13 protein-coding genes are annotated in these 17,084 nt (G+C 72.4%); 7 read left to right on the forward strand and 6 right to left on the reverse strand.

Features of this window, described 5'->3' with window-relative positions:
* Nucleotides 1–16 precede the first annotated feature (16 nt).
* The 3 genes from cydB (at nt 17) to O3X23_RS24150 (ending at nt 6,340) form a co-directional block, all read left to right on the forward strand.
* Nucleotides 17–1,018 carry a cytochrome d ubiquinol oxidase subunit II gene (gene cydB, locus O3X23_RS24140; protein WP_269273587.1) on the forward strand — a complete coding sequence of 334 codons (1,002 nt, stop codon included), beginning with the start codon at nt 17–19 and terminating at the stop codon, nt 1,016–1,018.
* 73 nt (nt 1,019–1,091) lie between these two features.
* On the forward strand, nt 1,092–4,553 hold the full coding sequence (gene cydD, locus O3X23_RS24145; protein WP_269273588.1) for a thiol reductant ABC exporter subunit CydD: 3,462 nt from the start codon (nt 1,092–1,094) through the stop codon (nt 4,551–4,553).
* 68 nt (nt 4,554–4,621) lie between these two features.
* On the forward strand, nt 4,622–6,340 hold the full coding sequence (locus O3X23_RS24150; protein ID WP_269273589.1) for a GAF domain-containing sensor histidine kinase: 1,719 nt from the start codon (nt 4,622–4,624) through the stop codon (nt 6,338–6,340).
* Nucleotides 6,341–6,366: 26 nt separating this feature from the next.
* On the opposite strand, the gene O3X23_RS24155 is transcribed toward O3X23_RS24150, so the two are convergent.
* The 5 genes from O3X23_RS24155 to O3X23_RS24175 form a co-directional block, all read right to left on the reverse strand.
* On the reverse strand, nt 6,367–7,224 hold the full coding sequence (locus O3X23_RS24155) for a Cof-type HAD-IIB family hydrolase (RefSeq protein ID WP_443047949.1): 858 nt from the start codon (nt 7,222–7,224) through the stop codon (nt 6,367–6,369).
* A gap of 113 nt (nt 7,225–7,337) precedes the next feature.
* A complete protein-coding gene (locus O3X23_RS24160; RefSeq protein ID WP_269273591.1) occupies nt 7,338–8,294 on the reverse strand; it encodes a MerR family transcriptional regulator in 957 nt (318 codons plus the stop codon).
* A 16-nt stretch (nt 8,295–8,310) separates the two neighbouring features.
* Nucleotides 8,311–9,204: a metal-dependent hydrolase gene (locus O3X23_RS24165; RefSeq protein WP_269273592.1), complete on the reverse strand. Its 894-nt coding sequence runs from the start codon at nt 9,202–9,204 to the stop codon at nt 8,311–8,313.
* Nucleotides 9,205–9,229: 25 nt separating this feature from the next.
* Nucleotides 9,230–11,029, reverse strand: coding sequence for an SDR family oxidoreductase (locus O3X23_RS24170; RefSeq protein WP_269273593.1), 1,800 nt, complete (start codon nt 11,027–11,029; stop codon nt 9,230–9,232).
* Nucleotides 11,026–11,853: a M24 family metallopeptidase gene (locus tag O3X23_RS24175; RefSeq protein ID WP_269273594.1), complete on the reverse strand. Its 828-nt coding sequence runs from the start codon at nt 11,851–11,853 to the stop codon at nt 11,026–11,028. The genes O3X23_RS24170 and O3X23_RS24175 overlap by 4 nt, the downstream gene beginning before the upstream one ends.
* A 278-nt stretch (nt 11,854–12,131) precedes the next feature.
* On the opposite strand from O3X23_RS24175, the gene O3X23_RS24180 reads away from it, so the two are divergent.
* The 4 genes from O3X23_RS24180 to O3X23_RS24195 are packed head-to-tail and all read left to right on the forward strand — an operon-like array spanning nt 12,132 to nt 15,742.
* Entirely contained in the window at nt 12,132–13,163 is a 1,032-nt protein-coding gene (locus tag O3X23_RS24180; RefSeq protein ID WP_269273638.1) for an ABC transporter ATP-binding protein, read from the forward strand.
* Nucleotides 13,153–14,079, forward strand: coding sequence for an ABC transporter permease subunit (locus O3X23_RS24185; RefSeq protein ID WP_269273595.1), 927 nt, complete (start codon nt 13,153–13,155; stop codon nt 14,077–14,079). The genes O3X23_RS24180 and O3X23_RS24185 overlap by 11 nt, the downstream gene beginning before the upstream one ends.
* Complete coding sequence (locus O3X23_RS24190; protein ID WP_269273596.1) at nt 14,076–14,993, forward strand: ABC transporter ATP-binding protein; 918 nt, start codon at nt 14,076–14,078, stop codon at nt 14,991–14,993. Before O3X23_RS24185 ends, O3X23_RS24190 begins: the two co-directional genes overlap by 4 nt.
* Nucleotides 14,994–15,022: 29 nt before the next feature.
* A complete protein-coding gene (locus O3X23_RS24195) occupies nt 15,023–15,742 on the forward strand; it encodes an ABC transporter permease (RefSeq protein WP_269273597.1) in 720 nt (239 codons plus the stop codon).
* Nucleotides 15,743–15,772: 30 nt separating this feature from the next.
* Here the strand turns inward: O3X23_RS24195 and O3X23_RS24200 are convergent, their stop codons facing one another.
* On the reverse strand, nt 15,773–17,041 hold the full coding sequence (locus O3X23_RS24200; RefSeq protein WP_269273598.1) for a CynX/NimT family MFS transporter: 1,269 nt from the start codon (nt 17,039–17,041) through the stop codon (nt 15,773–15,775).
* Nucleotides 17,042–17,084: the final 43 nt, after the last annotated feature.

Genomic DNA, 17,084 nt, shown 5'->3' on the forward strand with positions numbered 1-17,084 from the left:
GAGGAAGGAGCGCGACATGCACCTGCACGACGTCTGGTTCGTACTCATCGCCGTCCTGTGGACCGGCTACTTCTTCCTGGAGGGCTTCGACTTCGGGATCGGGATCCTCACCAAACTGCTGGCCCGCGACCGCCCCGAGCGCCGCGTGCTGATCAACACCATCGGACCGGTCTGGGACGGGAACGAGGTGTGGCTGCTGACCGCGGGCGGCGCGACGTTCGCGGCCTTCCCCGAGTGGTACGCCACGCTCTTCTCCGGCTTCTACCTGCCGCTGCTGATCATCCTGCTCTGCCTGATCGTCCGCGTCGTCGCCTTCGAGTACCGCTCCAAGCGCTCGGACGACCGCTGGCAGACCACCTGGGAACAGGTGATCTTCTGGGCCTCGCTGCTGCCGTCCGTGCTGTGGGGCGTCGCGTTCGCCAACATGGTGCGCGGCGTGAAGATCGACGCGCACAAGGAGTACGTCGGCACCTTCGGGGACCTGCTGAACGTCTACTCGATCCTCGGCGGGCTCGTCACCCTCACGCTCTTCACCTTCCACGGCGCGGTGTTCGCCGCGCTCAAGACGGTCGGCGACATCCGGACACGGGCCCGCAGGCTCGCCTTCCGGCTGGGCATCGCGGCCGCGGTGCTCGCCGTGCTCTTCCTGGGCTGGACCCAGCAGGACAGCGGTGACGCCAAGACGCTCGGCGCGCTGGTCGTCGCCGTGGTGGCGCTGGTCGCGGCGGTCTGGATGATCCGGATCGGCCGTGAGGGATGGTCGTTCGTCTTCTCCGGCGTCACCATCGCGGCGTCGGTGGCGATGCTCTTCCTGGCGCTCTTCCCGAACGTCATGCCGTCCTCGCTGAACGACGCGTGGAACCTCACCGTCAGCAACGCCTCGGCGACCCCGTACACGCTGAGGATCATGACGTGGTGTGCCGCGGTCGCGACGCCCGTGGTGCTGATCTACCAGGGGTGGACGTACTGGGTGTTCCGCAAGCGGATCGGCACCCAGCACCTCGCCGAGACCCACTGAGCCCTTCGCCACTCGCCACCCGACTCGCCTGCCACCCGACTCGCCCGCCACGCGCCGAAGGGGAATGTTCCACGTGAAACCAGTCGATCCGCGTCTGCTCCGGTACGCACGCGCCAGTCGTGTCCTCCTCGTGGCGTCCGTGGCCCTCGGCCTGGCCGGGGCGGGGCTGGTCGTCGCCCAGGCGATGCTCATCGCCGAGCTGGTCGTCGGCGGTTTCCAGCACGGCCTCGACGCCGGCGGGCTGCGCACACCGCTGCTGCTGCTCGCCGCCGTCGCGGCCGGCCGGGGCGCTGTCGCCTGGCTGACCGAGCTGTGCGCGCACCGCGCCGGCGCGGCCGTCAAGTCCGAACTGCGCGGCCGGCTGCTGGAACGGGCCACCGCCCTGGGCCCGTCCTGGCTCTCCACCCAGCGCACCGGCGAACTCACCACGCTCGCCACCCGCGGGGTCGACGCGCTCGACGACTACTTCGCCCGCTACGTGCCGCAGCTGGGACTGGCGGTGGTCGTACCGGTCGTGGTGCTCGCCCGGATCGTCAGCTCGGACTGGGTCTCGGCGCTCACCATCGCCCTGACCCTCCCCCTCATCCCGCTCTTCATGGCCCTGATCGGCTGGGCCACCCAGGACCGGATGAACCGCCAGTGGCGGCTGCTCGCGCGCTTGTCCGGGCACTTCCTGGACGTCGTCGGCGGCCTGCCCACCCTGAAGGTCTTCGGCCGCGCCAAGGCGCAGGCCGAGTCCATCCGCGCCATCACCGACGAGTACCGGCGCGCGACCATGCGGACGCTGCGCATCGCGTTCCTGTCGTCCTTCGCGCTGGAACTCCTCGCGACGATCTCGGTGGCGCTGGTCGCCGTCGGCGTCGGCATGCGGCTGGTCCACGGGGACCTGGACCTCTACACGGCGCTCGTCGTCCTGGTGCTCGCGCCGGAGGCGTACCTGCCGCTGCGGCAGGTGGGCGCGCAGTACCACGCGGCGGCCGAGGGACTGGCCGCCGCGGACGAGGTCTTCGCCGTTCTGGAGACGGCCCCGGCCGCCGCCGGGACGCTCCCCGCCCCCGATCTGCGGCACGCGTCCCTCACCGTGGACGGCCTGACGGTGCACCACGAGGGCCGGGACCGGCCCTCGCTCCCCGAGCTCTCCTTCACCGTCTCCCCCGGTGAGACGATCGCCGTCGTGGGCCCCAGCGGTGTCGGCAAGACGACTCTGCTGGCGGCGCTGCTCGGCTTCGCGCAGCCGTCCGGCGGTCGGGTCCTGATCGACGGCGCCGACCTGGCGTCGCTCGACCCCGAGAGCTGGCACCGGCAGATCGCCTGGGTCCCGCAGCGACCGCACCTCTTCGCCGGAACCGTCGCCGAGAACGTCCGCCTCGCCCGGCCGGACGCCACCGACGGGCAGGTGCTGGCCGCTCTGCGTGACGCCGGTGCCCTCGACTTCGCCGGCCTGGACACTCCGCTCGGTGAGGGCGGCTCCGGCATCTCCGCCGGTCAACGCCAACGGCTGGCCCTCGCCCGCGCTTTCCTGGCCGACCGCCCGCTGCTGCTGCTCGACGAGCCGACCGCCAACCTCGACGGTGACACCGAGGCGGCCGTGGTGGAGGCCGTTCGCCGGCTGGCGGTGGGCCGCACCGTCCTGCTCGTCGTCCACCGGCCGGCCCTGCTCGCGGTGGCCGACCGAACGATCCGGCTGCGGCCGGCGCCGGCCGCCGTGACCGCTGCCGAGGCCGCGCGTCCTTCCCCGGCGGCTCCTCGGAAGCCGCTTTCCGTGCATGTTCCGCCCGCGCGGGAGGCGACGACCGCTGTCGAGGGGGGACGGCCGCTGCGGCGGGTGCGCCGGATGGCGGGGCCGTTGCGCGGGCGCTTCGCGCTGGCGCTGCTGCTGGGGGTGCTGGCGCTCGGGTGCGCGGTCGGTCTGATGGCGACGTCCGGCTGGCTGATCAGCCGGGCCTCGCAGCAGCCGCCGGTGCTCTACCTGATGGTCGCGGTCACGGCGACGCGGGCGTTCGGGATCGGGCGGGCGGTGTTCCGCTACGCGGAGCGGCTGGTGTCGCACGACGCGGTCTTCCGCTCGCTCGCGGACCTGCGGGTCGCCGTCTACCGGCGGCTCGAACGGCTCGCGCCGGCCGGCCTGCGGGAGACGCGGCGCGGCGATCTGCTCTCCCGGCTGGTCGCGGACGTCGACGGACTGCAGGACTACTTCCTGCGCTGGCTGCTGCCGGCCGGTACCGCGCTGGGTGTCGGCGTCGCGTCGGCGGCCTTCACCGGCTGGCTGCTGCCCGAGGCGGGCGTGGCGCTGGCGGTCGGCCTGCTGATCGCGGGCGCGGGTGTCCCGGCGCTGTCCGTCGTGCTGTCGGGGCGGGTCGAGCGTCGGCTCGCGCCGGCCAGGGGCGAGTTGTCGACGCAGGTCGTGGACCTGCTGACCGGCACCGCCGAGCTGACGGTCGCGGGCGCGCTGCCGGGCCGGCGGGAACGTGCCGCGCACTCCGACCGCAGGCTCACCCGGATCGCCGCCAGGTCCGCCGCGACGACCGCGCTGGGCGCGGGGCTGACCGCACTGGTGTGCGGTCTGACGGTGGTGGCCGGCGCGTACGCCGGGATCCAGGCGGTACGGGACGGCCGGCTCGACGCGGTCGCCCTGGCGGTCGTGGTGCTCACCCCGCTCGCCGCGTTCGAAGCGGTCACGGGGATGCCGCTCGCGGCGCAGTACCGGCAGCGCAGCCGGGCGGCGGCGCTGCGGGTGCACGAGGTGCTGGACGCGCCGGAGCCGGTCCGCGAGCCGGATCGGCCGGCGGAGCCGCCGGTGGAGCCCTTCCCGCTGGTCGTCCGCGATCTGACGGCCCGCTACCCGGGCCGGGCGCGGCCGGCGCTGGCGGGGCTCGACCTCGAACTGACGCGGGGCCGCCGGATCGCGGTGGTCGGCCCGTCGGGCGCGGGGAAGACGACCCTGGCGCAGGTGCTGCTGCGCTTCCTGGACGCCGAGAGCGGTTCGTACACACTCGCCGGTACGGAAGGGGCGGCGCTGGACGGCGACGACGTGCGCGGGCTGGTCGGCCTGTGCGCGCAGAACGCGCACGTGTTCGACAGTTCGGTCCGCGAGAACCTGCGGCTGGCGCGCCCGGCCGCCGACGACGACGCGCTGCGCGCGGCGCTCGCCGCGGCCCGGCTGGAGGTGGACCTGGACACCCTCGTGGGTGAGCACGGCGCCCGGCTCTCCGGCGGGCAGCGGCAGCGCCTCGCGCTGGCCCGCGCACTGCTCGCCGACTTCCCCGTCCTGGTGCTCGACGAGCCGGCCGAGCACCTGGACCTGCCGACCGCCGACGCGCTGACCGCGGATCTGCTCGACGCCACCCGGGGCCGGGCGACCGTGCTGATCACGCACCGGTTGGCGGGTCTGGCGGGGGACGCCGTCGACGAGATCGTCGTCCTCGACCGGGGCCGCGTCGTGCAGCGCGGTCCGTACGAGGAGCTGGCCGCGCTCGAAGGGCCGTTCCGCCGCACGCTCGAACGCGAGCGGGCCGCGGACCTGGCTGCGGTCTGACCTGGCCACGGCCTGACCTGGCCACCCTCTGGCCAGCAGGGACAAAGCAGACAAAATACGCTGAGGGCATGGCAGACGACAGCGAGCCGACGACCCTCGGCTTCCAGGGCGTGGCCTCCCGGATCGCCGCGCGCCTGCCCGAGCTGCTGGAGGCGGTCGTCTCCGTCGGCACCGGCCTCGAGCTGCACACGACGCTGCGCAGGATCGTCCAGACCGCGGCCGAGCTGGCGTCCGCCCGTTACGGGGCGCTCGGTGTGCTCAACGCCGATGGCTCCGCCCTCGCCGACTTCGTCACCCACGGCATCTCGGAGGAGGACGCCGCACGCATCGGCGCCATCCCGGACGGCCGTACGGGGCTGCTCGGCGAACTCATCCGCCATCCGGTGCCCCTGCGGATCGCCGACACCACGAAGGATCAGCGGTCGGCGGGCGTCCCGCCGGGCCACCCCCCGGTGCAGGCCTTTCTCGGGGTGCCGATCCGCGTCCACACCGAGGTCTTCGGGAACCTCTACCTGACCGGGAAGCGCGGTGGCGGCGAGTTCACCGAAGAGGATCTGCAGGTGGTGAGAATCCTGGCCACCGAGGCGGGGATCGCGCTCGGGAACGCGCGGCTGTACGAGGCGACCCGCCAGCGCGAACGCTGGATCAACGGTTCCGCGGCCGTCACCACCGCACTGCTGACGGGTGACGCCGCCGAGGACCCGCTGGACGTCGTCGCCGAGCAGGCCCGCAGGCTGGCCGAGGCCGCTGCCGGGCTCGTACTGCTGCCGACCGCGGAGGGCGGCCTGGAGGTCGTCGCGGTCTCCGCCGACGATCCGGCCGGGATGCTCGGCACCGTCATCGAGGCGGAGAGCCCGGTCGCCGAACTGCTGCTCAACGGGGAGCCGATCTTCGTCGACGACTCCTCCATGGACGTGCGGATGACCACGCGGCTGGCGATCCGGTTCGGGCCGAGCATGATGCTTCCGCTCAAGAGCAACGACCGCGTGATCGGCACCCTCGCGCTGCCGCGCGAACGGGGTGGCAGGCCGTTCACCGAGGTGGAACGCACCCTGGCCACCCAGTTCGCCGCGCAGGCCGCGCTGGCCCTGGTGCTGGCCGACGTACAGCGCGACCGGGAGCGCCTGGCGGTCTACGAGGACCGCGACCGGATCGCCCGTGACCTGCACGACCTGGTCATCCAGCGGCTGTTCGCGACCGGTCTGATGCTGCAGGGCGCGCAGCGCCGCTCGGTGGTCCCGCAGGTGCGGGACGGGATCGGCAAGGCCGTCGACGAGCTGGACGCCACCATCCAGGAGGTGCGCACCGCGATCTTCGCGCTCCAGCAGGCTCCGGCCGACGCGCCGGCCGGCCTGCGGACCCGGGTGCTGCGGGAGATCGGCACGGCGGCCGTCCCGCTGGGCTTCCAGCCGTCGGTGCACTTCGTCGGGCCGGTGGACGCGCTGGTCGGCGAGCTGACCGCGAAGAACCTGATCGCCGCGCTGCGCGAGGTGCTGTCGAACGCTTTCCGGCACGCGGGCGCCGGCCGGATCGACGTCGTGATCGACGCGACGGTGACGCTCCCGAGCGCCGCCGGGGGCGCCGGCGAGGGTGACACCGGGGGCGACGGCGGTGTCACCGGGGTCCGGCTGACGGTCACCGACGACGGTGTGGGCATCCCGGTGGAGGGCCGTCGCAGCGGACTGAGCAATCTGGCGCGCCGCGCGGAGGCCCTCGGCGGGTCGAGCGACTACGGCCCGGGGCCGGACGGGGTGGGGACGACGGTCGTCTGGGAGGCGCCGCTGTAGCGGCGGCCGCCCCCGCGGACGCCGGTTCAGTTGCCGCGGGTCGCCAGGATCCGCTCGATGATCCGCGCGACGCCGTCGTCCTGGTTGGCGGTGGTGCGGTGCGTCGTGGCGGCCAGGACCGCGGGGTGCGCGTTCGCGACCGCGTACGACGTGCCCGCCCAGCTGAGCATCGCCAGGTCGTTCGGCATGTCGCCGAAGGCGACGACGTCCTCGGCCGACACCCCGCGCTCCGCGCAGCACCGGGCGAGCGTGGTGGCCTTGCTGACCCCCGGGCCGCTGATCTCCAGCAGCGCGGACGCGCTGGAGCGGGTGATCTCGCCGTGCTCGCTCGCGGCGCTCAGGGCGGTGGCGAGGAACGCGTCCGGGTCCGTGTCCGGGTGCTTGGCCAGCAGCTTGAGCACCGGAGCACCGTCGTCGGCGAGCAGTTCCTCGGCGGGCGCGATCACCGCGTCGGGCATCGGGGCGTACGGCGGGTACGCGGGCTCGTACGAGAAGCCGTTCGTCCGCTCCACGGCGAAGGTCGTGCCGGGCACGGCCGCGCGCAGCGCCTCCACGATGGCGAGCGCGTCCTTCGGGTCGAGCGGGTACGCGGCGAGTAGCCGGCTGCGGTGCAGGTCGTAGACGGCGGCGCCGTTCGCGCAGATCGCCATCCCGTGCCGGGCGGTGTGCTCGGCGACGACGTTCATCCAGCGGGCCGGCCGCCCGGTGACGAAGAAGACCTCGATCCCGGCCGCCTCGGCGTCCGCGAGCGCGGCGATCGTCCGGTCCGAGACCGTCTTGTCGTCACGCAGCAGCGTGCCGTCGAGGTCGGTGGCGATCAGCCGGGGCGTGCGGGCCGACGGGCGGGCGTCCGGGGACTGGGGATGCTCGGGGGCTGAGGTCACACCCCCCATCCTCCCGTATACGACCATGACACCCGCACACAGGTACGTCCGTGCCACCGGCCGCGGAGAGATCGTCCCTGGCCGGGCGGGCCGTTCCTCCGTGGACGGAACACCTAGGCCTGGGGGCCGGCTGTTCGCGCGCTGTCCTCGGGGTGGAGGCCGGCGAGGGTGTCCAGGGTGCGGGACCGGACTTCCCGTTCGGCGGCGGCGGCGATGAAGGCCGGGACGTTGCGGCGCCCCACCAGCTCGCGGACGGCGCCCACGGTGTCGGCCGGCAGCGAGACCGGGACCAGGGCCGGCTCCGCCGGGGGCGCCACATTCGCCGCGAGATCGCCGAGGTGCCTCTTGACCTGCTCGGTGGCCATCATGCGCATCGCGCGTGCAAGTTCCGCGTCGATGGCCTGCTGGGCGAGCGGTCGCAGCCGCCGGACGAGGGACGCCGCCTCCGCCGCCTCCGCGTCGGTGGGCGGATGGTCCAGGTAGCGCTGGAATACGTGCTCGGTGGTGAACTGCAGGAACCGCTCCGAGATGTACTCGACCTGGATCCGCAGCTCCCGCAGATGGCCGGTGATCGCGGACAGCGGGACGCCCGCCGCGTACAGCTCGGCGGCGACCGCCAGCTCCTGCGGACTGGGGACGAGGAACGCGTCCTCGCTGCCGGGGACGGCTTCGAGGACCCCCAGCTCCAGGGCGTCGGCGATGGCGGCCTCGTCGGGGACACCGCCGAAGGCCTCGGTCAGCTCGGCACGGCTCATCCGGGAGGGCGTCTCGTCGGACCAGGGCCGGTCCACCTCGTTGACCAGGCCGAGGACCCCGCCGAGCCCGGTGCCCGCGTCCCACGCCTCCAGCAGCTCCTTGATGCTGGCCAGCGTGTAGCCGCGCTCCAGGAGGTCGGCGATCTGTCGCAGCCGGGCCAGGTGCGTCTCGTCGTACACATTGGCCCGGCCCCGGCGTTCCGGTTTCGGGAGCAGCCCGCGGTCCTGGTAGCCCCGGATCGTCCGGACCGTGGCGCCGCTGAAGTGGGCCAGGTCCTCGATCCGGTAGGCGCGGTGCTCGGCGGAGACGGTCACACGGTCCTCCCTGGACTCACGAGGCGGCCGCACGGCCTATCGCGCCCGCCGCGATCCGTGCCGCCGGGGAACTCGCCAGGTACTCGACAGCCCTGCGCAGCGACCCCTCCTGTGACGGATGGTACGACCGTCGGAGGTATCTGGGCATGGCCCTGTTCAGCGCGGCCCACGAGGGCAGCAGTCCCTTGGCGGCCGCCGCGCGGTGGTCGCGGAAGCGGTACCTGCCGTGCGGCAGCCGCGGGTCGTGCCGCATCAGGTAGCGGGCCCCGGCCACCCAGAGGTAGGCGAGGGCCGGCCAGGCCAGGACCATGCCCTCCGCACGGCGCAGATAGCGGGGCAGCCCCTCTCCGGCGACGTGCTGGTACATGTCGAACGCGACCGCCCGGTGCTCGACCTCTTCCGCGCCGTGCCAGCGCAGCAGGTCCAGCATCACCTCGTCGGCGCCCGCGCCGTCGAGCGCCTCGGCGGCCAGGATCCAGTTGCCGAGCACCGCCGTGAAGTGCTCGATCGCGGCGATGAGCGAGAGGCGGAACTTCAGCCACTCGGCCTTCGGTATCGGCGAGCCGAACGGCGGCCGCTCCCCGAGGAGGACGTCGAACAGCCACTCCACATGCCGGGTGTAGCGGTCGGTGTCGAGGTTCTGCGCGGCCAGGTGCTCCAGGACGTAGGCGTGCTGCACGCTGTGGGTGGCCTCCTGGCCCATGAACCCCTTGACGTCCTTGAGCAGTTCCTCGTCGGTGACGAGGGGCAGGGCCTCCTTGAAGACCTTGACGAACCACCTCTCCCCGGCGGGAAGCAGCAGGTGCAGCACGTTGATGACATGGGTCGCGGTCGGCTCGTCCGGAATCCAGTGCAGCGGGGTCCGCTCCCAGTCGAACGAGACCCGGCGCGGTTTGATCGCGTAGCTCATGGTGTCGTGACCTCCTGACAGGGGCTTACAGAGGCGGGTCGAGTCGGGCCAGGCCGCGGAGCGCCCTGGGGGACAGCCGGCCCAGCAGCCGGGCGCCGCGTGCCTCGGGGGTGACCGGGACGACCGCGGAGTTGCGCATCACCGCGCGCACGATCGCGTCGGCGACCTTCTCCGGCGGGTAGTTGCGCAGCCCGTACAGCCGCGAGGACCTGGCGCGGCGCCGGTCCTGCTCCGCGTCGGTGACCCCGGCGAAGCGGGTGGTCGAGGTGATGTTGGTATTGACGATGCCGGGGCAGATGGCGGTCACCCCGATGTCGTGCGGGGCCAGTTCGGCGCGCAGGCACTCGCTGAGCATCAGCACGGCGGCCTTGGAGGTGCTGTACGCGGGCAGCGCCCGCGACGGCTGGAAGGCGGCGGCCGAGGCGGTGTTGACGATATGGCCGCCCTGGCCGCGGTCGACCATCTGCCGGGCGAAGAGCCGGCAGCCGTGGATGACACCCCACAGGTTCACGTCCAGCACCCGCTTCCACTCCTCGGTGGTGGTGTCGAGGAAGGAACCGGCCAGTCCGATACCCGCGTTGTTGACGACGACGTCGGGCACGCCGTACTCGGCGGCGGTCTTCTCCGCGAGCTTCTCCATGGCCTGTTCGTCGGAGACGTCCACGGTCTCGGCCCACGCGTCCGGCGCACCGATGAGCCGCGCCAGTTCCGCGGTGCGGGCCGCGGACTCCGCGTCCCGGTCCACCGCGACGATCCGCGCCCCCGCCTCGGCGAAGGCGAAGGCGGTGGCCCGGCCGATGCCGCTGCCGGCGCCCGTCACCAGCACCAGCTGCCCGGCGAAGCGCTCACCGGCGGGACCTGGCTTCGCCGGGGTCGTCCGGGCCGGACGGCCTTCCTCGCTGGACGTCACGAACTCACCGATCCACTGGGCGATCTGGTCGGGGCGGGTGCGCGGCACCCAGTGCTTGGTCGCGATGGTGCGGCGCCGCAGGTCGGGCACCCACTGCTCCAGCCCGTCGTAGAGCTTCTCCGACAGGAACGGGTCACCGGTCGGGGTGATCAGCTGCACCGGCACATGGGCGTAGGCGTCCGTACGCGGTGCGCGCAGCCGGTCCTTGACGTTGTCCCGGTAGAGCCACGTGCCGTGCGCGGCGTCCTCCGGCAGTGAGGCCGTCGGGTAATCCGCCGAGGAGACCTTCTCGGCGCGGGCGAGCAGCCTGGGCCACTGCCGGCCGAGCACTCCGCGCCAGGCCAGCTCGGGCAGCACGGGGGTGTGGAGCGCGTACACGTACCAGGACTTGGCGCCCTGGCCGAGGAGCTCGGCGAGCCGGCGCGGGGTCGGCCGCGCGACGCGCTGCTTGATCCAGTGGCCGAAGTGGTCGAGCGAGGGCCCCGAGATGGACGTGAAGCCGGCGATCCGGCCCTCGGTGCGCCCCACGGTGGCGAACTCCCAGCCCTGGACCGAGCCCCAGTCGTGGCCGACGAGGTGGACCGGCCGGTCCGGGCTGACCGCGTCCGCGACGGCCAGGAAGTCGTCGGTCAGCTTCTCCAGCCGGAAGCCGCCGCGCAGGGGCTTCGGCGCGGTCGAGCGGCCGTGTCCGCGCACGTCGTAGAGCACGACGTGGAAGCGGTCCGCGAGCCGGTCGGCGACCTGGGACCACACCTCCTTGCTGTCGGGGTAGCCGTGCAGCAGCACCACGGTGGGCAGCGACGCGTCCCCGTACTCGGCGACGCACAGCTCCACCCCGTCGCCCGCCACCCACCGCTCGCGCGGCGTCCTCTTCTCCGGGCTCGCGTTCCCGTCTCCCGCGCCGTCTCGGCTCATACGGTCAGCCCCGCTTCCTTCCAGCGCTTCACATGCGGCAGTTCGTCGTCCAGCCAGTACGCGTCCGTCGCGGTGACCACGAGGATCTCCTCGAACTTCGCGCCGGTCCCGCGGAATCCCAGATGGGGCTCGACGGCCCACAGCCCCGGCTGCGGCGGGTGGTCGGACATCCGGTACGGGCTCCACAGCGGGGACCAGCCGTCCCGGTGCCCGTGCAGCGCGTCCTTCGCCAGCCCCTTGAGGCTCTGGGTGCCGAAGCCGGCGATCCGAGGTGACCAGCGCCGCTCCCGCACCCGGTCGACCTTGTGCGCGATGACGCCGAACGGATAGGCGCGGTGGCGGTTGGCGTACCCCTGCTTCACCATCAGCCGGTCCACGTCCTCGTAGATCGCCTTCAGCGGGCGGCGCTCGCGCACCTCGCGCAGGATCAGCTCCCGGTGGTCGCGCAGATCGGCCAGCAGCCGGTCGTGGACGGGGTTGAGCCCCAGACAGCCGGAGTACCCGATGTCGGCGGTGAACCCGTTGTGGATCGGGGCGGCGTCCAGGATGAAGGGCATCCCCGGCTCCAGCCGGCGCTGCGTGGGGAAGAACTGCAGCGGAACCCTGAAGCCCGTGAAGGCCGTCCGGTCCCCGAACCAGGCGAACGGCAGGTGGAACCAGTCCCGCACGCCCCGCTCGCGCAGCCACTCCCGCATCATGCGGGCGGCCTCCCGCTCGGTCACGCCCGGTCTCAGCTGCGCCGCGACCGCCTCGGCGCACGCGTACGCCAGCCGCTGCACCTCCCGGAACCCGTCCAGGCCGTCCGACGGATGACTCGTCACCATCGCCCACCCCCACGTACGGCACCCAGCCCGGCATGCGCCAACCCTGACATCGATGAATGTGACATCACTTCATGGCAGGGTCAAGGGTGCCCGCACCGCCTGTGGAGAACCCCGCCCCGCCCGCGGTACCCGGAACGCTCGCACCGCCATGACCCTGACATCAGTCCCGCGCTCGGACGAGATCCCCTACGGGAGGTCAGCCCCCAGGACTACGCGGATTGGGCCCCCGAGAGGGACGCTCCGGTGTGGTCCGCGCCACTACCGTCGGGAACGTGACTGTGATCGTGACCGAAAGCCTGAGCAAGCGGTACCCAAGGGTGACCGCCCTGGACCGGCTCTCCGTGGACATCACCCCCGGCGTGACCGGGCTGGTAGGTGCCAACGGGGCCGGCAAGTCGACCCTGATCAAGATTCTGCTGGGTCTGTCCCCGGCCACCGAGGGCCGTGCCGCCGTGCTCGGACTCGACGTGGCCACCGAAGGCGCGGCGATCCGCAGTCTCGTCGGGTACATGCCCGAACACGACTGCCTGCCGCCCGATGTGTCGGCGACCGAGTTCGTCGTCCACATGGCGCGGATGTCCGGGCTGCCGCCCGCCGCGGCCCGCGAGCGCACCGCCGACACCCTGCGCCACGTCGGGCTGTACGAGGAGCGGTACCGCGCCATGGGCGGCTACTCCACGGGCATGAAGCAGCGCGTCAAGCTGGCGCAGGCGCTCGTGCACGACCCGAAGCTGGTCCTGCTCGACGAGCCGACCAACGGCCTGGACCCGGCGGGCCGCGACGAGATGCTGGGGCTGATCCGCCGGGTCCACAGCGACTTCGGCATCTCCGTCCTGGTCACCTCGCACCTGCTCGGCGAACTGGAACGCATCAGTGACCACGTCGTCGTCATCGACGGCGGCAAGCTGCTGCGCTCCTCCTCCACCAGCGACTTCACGCAGGCCACGGCCTCGCTCGCGGTAGAGGTCACCGACACCGACCGGCACCCGCACGGCACCGAGGCGCTGCGCACGGCGCTGAGCGCGCTGGGGGTCTCCGTACGCGGCGAGGGCCCCGGCTCCGCCGGCGCGAACATCGGCCACATCCTGCTGGTCGACATGGAGGGTGAGGCCACGTACGACCTCATCAGGGACGCGGTCGCCGAACTCGGCCTCGGTCTGGTGCGGATGGAGCAGCGACGTCACCGCATCGCCGAGGTCTTCAGCACCCACGACGACACCGATGACGCGAAGGACGGGTCCGACGTCCTCGAGACCGCAGGCGCCGATGGCAGCCGCCCGCAGAAGGGAGGCAGCCGAGATGCAGCCTGACACCATTCCCGTACCCGCACAGCAGGACCCCCAGCGCGGCGCCGACGTCATCCACAACATCGGCTACCGCCACTACGACGGGCCGCGCCTGGGCCGCGGCTACGCCCGCGTCTCCCTCTTCTCGCAGAGCCTGCGCGGCGCCTACGGCCTCGGCCGGTCGGCGAAGTCCAAGGTGCTGCCGATGCTGCTGTTCGCCGCGATGTGCGCACCGGCGCTGATCATCGTCGCGGTCGCGATCGGCACGAAGATGACCAAGCTGCCCATGCAGTACATGCAGTACACGATCTACCTGCAGATGGTCATCGCGCTCTTCGTCGCGGCCCAGGCGCCGCAGTCCGTCTCCCGCGACCTGCGGTTCAAGACGACGCCGCTGTACTTCTCGCGCCCCATCGAGCGCATCGACTACGTCGCCGCCAAGTTCGCGGCGATGACGGCCGCGCTGTTCATCCTCACCGCGGTGCCGCTGGTCATCCTCTACGTCGGCGCCCTGCTGGGGAAGTTCGGCTTCGCGTCCCAGACGGCCGGCTTCGGGAAGGGAATCGTGGCCGCTCTCCTGCTCTCCCTGCTGCTGGCGGGCATCGGCATGGTCATCGCGGCGATCACCCCCCGCCGCGGGTTCGGCGTCGCCGCGATCATCGCGGTCATCGCCATCTCGTACGGCGCGGTCAGCGCGATCCAGGGCGTCGCCTACAGCCAGGAGAACTTCGAGGCGGAGGGCTGGTTCGGCCTCTTCTCCCCGATCAGCCTGCTGGACGGCGCACAGTCCTGGTGGCTCGGCGCCACCGTCTCCAACCCGGGCAACTACGGCCCGCCCGACGCCTTCGCGGGCCTCGTGTACCTGATCGTGCTCCTCGGTGTGATCGCCGGCTGCTTCGGCCTGCTGATGCGCCGCTACCGGAAGGTCGGACTCTCGTGACGACGATCACCATCGACAACGTCTCGCGCTGGTTCGGCAACGTGGTGGCCGTCAACGACGTCACCATGTCGATCGGCCCCGGCGTGACCGGCCTGCTCGGCCCGAACGGCGCGGGGAAGTCCACCCTCATCAACATGATGGCCGGCTTCCTCGCCCCGTCCACCGGCTCCGTCACCCTCGACGGCACGCGGATCTGGCGCAACGAGCAGGTGTACCACCACATCGGGATCGTGCCCGAGCGGGAGGGGATGTACGACTTCCTCACCGGCGCGGAGTTCGTCCTCGCCAACGCCGAACTGCACGGACTGCCCGACCCCGGCGCCGCCGCCCACCGCGCGCTGGCGACCGTCGAGATGGCGTACGCGCAGGACCGCAGGATCGACACGTACTCCAAGGGCATGCGGCAGCGCGTGAAGATGGCCTCGGCCCTCGTCCACGACCCGTCGGTGCTCCTGCTCGACGAGCCCTTCAACGGCATGGATCCGCGCCAGCGGCTGCACCTCATGGACCTGCTCCGGCAGATGGGCTCCGACGGCCGCACGGTGCTGTTCTCCTCGCACATCCTGGAGGAGGTCGAGCAGCTCGCGAGCCACATCGAGGTCGTGGTGGCCGGCCGGCACGCCGCGTCGGGCGACTTCCGCAAGATCCGCCGCCTGATGACGGACCGCCCGCACCGCTACCTCGTACGGTCCAGCGACGACCGGCAGCTCGCCGCCGCGCTCATCGCGGACGCGTCGACCGCCGCGATCGAACTCGACGGGTCGGAGAAGGCGCTGCTCATCCAGGCGATCGACTTCGCCGGCTTCACGGAGCTGCTGCCGCGGGTCGCCCGGGAGCACGGCATCCGGCTGTACGCGGTCTCGCCGTCCGACGAGTCCCTGGAGAGCGTCTTCTCCTACCTGGTCACGGCGTAAGCGGCCCACAGGCCTTAAGGAGCCCACCGATGTACAACCCCACCGTGGCCCGGCTCACCTTCCGGGCACTGCTCGGCAGGCGCCGCGCACTCATCCTCTTCGCGCTGCCCGCGCTGCTGATCGTCATCGCGGGCGCCGTGCGCGCCCTGGCGGGCACGGACGACGGCGTCACCAGCGACCTGCTGGGCGGTTTCGCGCTCGCGACGATGGTGCCGCTGATCGGCGTCATCGCCGGCACGGGCGCCATCGCGCCCGAGATCGACGACGGTTCGATCGTCTATCTGCTGGCCAAGCCGTTGAAGCGGCCGTCGATCATCCTGACGAAACTGGTCGTCGCGATCGGCGTCGCCATGGCGTTCTCGGCCATCCCGACCTTCATCGCCGGCTTCATCCTGAACGGCAACAGCCAGCAGCTCGCGGTCGCCTACGGCATCGCCGCGGCCGTCGCGTCGGTCACGTACGCCGCGGTCTTCCTGCTGCTGGGCGTCGTCACCCGGCACGCGGTGGTGGCGGGACTCGTCTACGCCCTGGTCTGGGAATCCCTCATCGGCAACCTCGTCCCGGGGGCCCGCACCCTCAGCGTCCAGCAGTGGGCGCTGGCGCTGGCGCAGAAGATCGGGGGCGGCGACATCGTGCAGTCCGACGTCGGGCTCCCGGTCGCGATCGTCCTGCTCGTCGCGGTGACGGTCGCCGCCACCTGGTTCGCGGCGCAGCGGCTGCGCTCGCTGACCCTGGCGGGCGAGGAGTAGCAGCGAGAAGGGCAGGGGCGGGGGCCGGGGTCAGACCTTGCGGTCCCTGCCCGCGCCCAGTCCCGCGACGAGCTGCGCGCCGCACAGCAGCAGCATCAGCACGATCGGGGCGGTCCAGCCGCCGCTGCTCTCGTAGAGCGCGCCGGCCGCCAGCGGTCCGGCGGCGGCGAGCAGGTAGCCGACGCCCTGCGCCATCCCCGACAGCCGGGCGGCGGTGTACGCGTTCCGGCTGCGGAGCACGATCATCGTCAGCGCCAGCCCGACGGCGCCACCCTGGCCGACGCCGAGCAGCGCGGCCCAGGCCCAGGCGCCGCCGACCGGGTTCACCAGCAGTCCCACGTATCCGGCCGCGGTCAGGCCGACGGCGACGGCCACCAGCGGACCCTGGTTGCGCATCCGGCCCGCGAGCAGCGGGAAGAGGAACGCGCCCGCCACCTGGATCAGGTTGCTGACGGCGAAGACGACTCCGGCGGTGCCCTTGCTCATCCCGTGGTCGGTGAGGATTGTCGGCATCCACGCGATGACCACGTAGACGAGCAGCGACTGCAGGCCCATGAAGCAGGTGACCTGCCAGGCCAGCGGCGTCCGCCAGACACCCGCGCTCCGGGGCGGTGCGGCGGGGGACGTGGTGGACGTGCCGGGCGTCGCCGACGCGCCTTCCGCGGAACGGATCCGGCGTGACAGCACCACCTGCGGGAACCAGACCGCCGCGGCGACGGCCGCCGGCAGGGCCCAGAACGCCAGCGCGGCCTGCCAACTGCCGCCGAACGACTTCTCCAGGGGGACGGACACCCCGGCCGCCGTGGACGCGCCGATCACCATCGCACACGTGTAGAGCGACGTCATGCTCGCGGCCCGGTGCGGGAAGTCGCGCTTGATCAGGCCGGGCATCAGGACGTTGAGCAGGGCTATCGCCGTGCCCAGCAGGATACTTCCGGCGAAGAGCGCCACCACGGAGGAGAGCGACCGCACCACGATCCCGGCGGCCAGCGCCACCAGGGCGGTGAACAGCACCTGCTCGGTGCCGAACCGCTGTGACAGCCGGGGCGCGACCATCGAGCCCAGCCCCAGGAAGAGCACCGGCACCGACGTGACCAGGCTGCTCACCGTCGAGGAGAGCCCGTAGTGCGCGCTGACGTCACCGACCAGCGGCGCCATGCTGGCCAGCGCGCCCCGCATGTTGAGCGAGGCCACCACGATGCCGGCCAGCAGCAGTACGGGGTGGGAGAGCAGCCGGGGCGGGCGGGGGTGGCCGGGCTCCGCGTCGATGAGCGGGACGGTGACGGTCGTACGTGGCAAAACAGGTGCCTTCCAAACGGGATGCGGGGTGTGGGCCGTCCGG

This window comes from Streptomyces sp. H39-S7, assembly GCF_027158205.1.
Lineage (GTDB): Bacteria > Actinomycetota > Actinomycetes > Streptomycetales > Streptomycetaceae > Actinacidiphila.

What these genes read in the sequence shown, in the direction of transcription:
- cydB (WP_269273587.1), top strand. Translation starts at nt 17, where the DNA reads ATGCACCTGCACGACGTCTGGTTCGTACTCATCGCCGTCCTGTGGACC.
- O3X23_RS24150 (WP_269273589.1), top strand. Translation starts at nt 4,622, where the DNA reads ATGGCAGACGACAGCGAGCCGACGACCCTCGGCTTCCAGGGCGTGGCC.
- O3X23_RS24165 (WP_269273592.1), bottom strand. Translation starts at nt 9,204, where the DNA reads ATGAGCTACGCGATCAAACCGCGCCGGGTCTCGTTCGACTGGGAGCGG.
- O3X23_RS24170 (WP_269273593.1), bottom strand. Translation starts at nt 11,029, where the DNA reads ATGAGCCGAGACGGCGCGGGAGACGGGAACGCGAGCCCGGAGAAGAGG.
- O3X23_RS24175 (WP_269273594.1), bottom strand. Translation starts at nt 11,853, where the DNA reads ATGGTGACGAGTCATCCGTCGGACGGCCTGGACGGGTTCCGGGAGGTG.
- O3X23_RS24185 (WP_269273595.1), top strand. Translation starts at nt 13,153, where the DNA reads ATGCAGCCTGACACCATTCCCGTACCCGCACAGCAGGACCCCCAGCGC.
- O3X23_RS24195 (WP_269273597.1), top strand. Translation starts at nt 15,023, where the DNA reads ATGTACAACCCCACCGTGGCCCGGCTCACCTTCCGGGCACTGCTCGGC.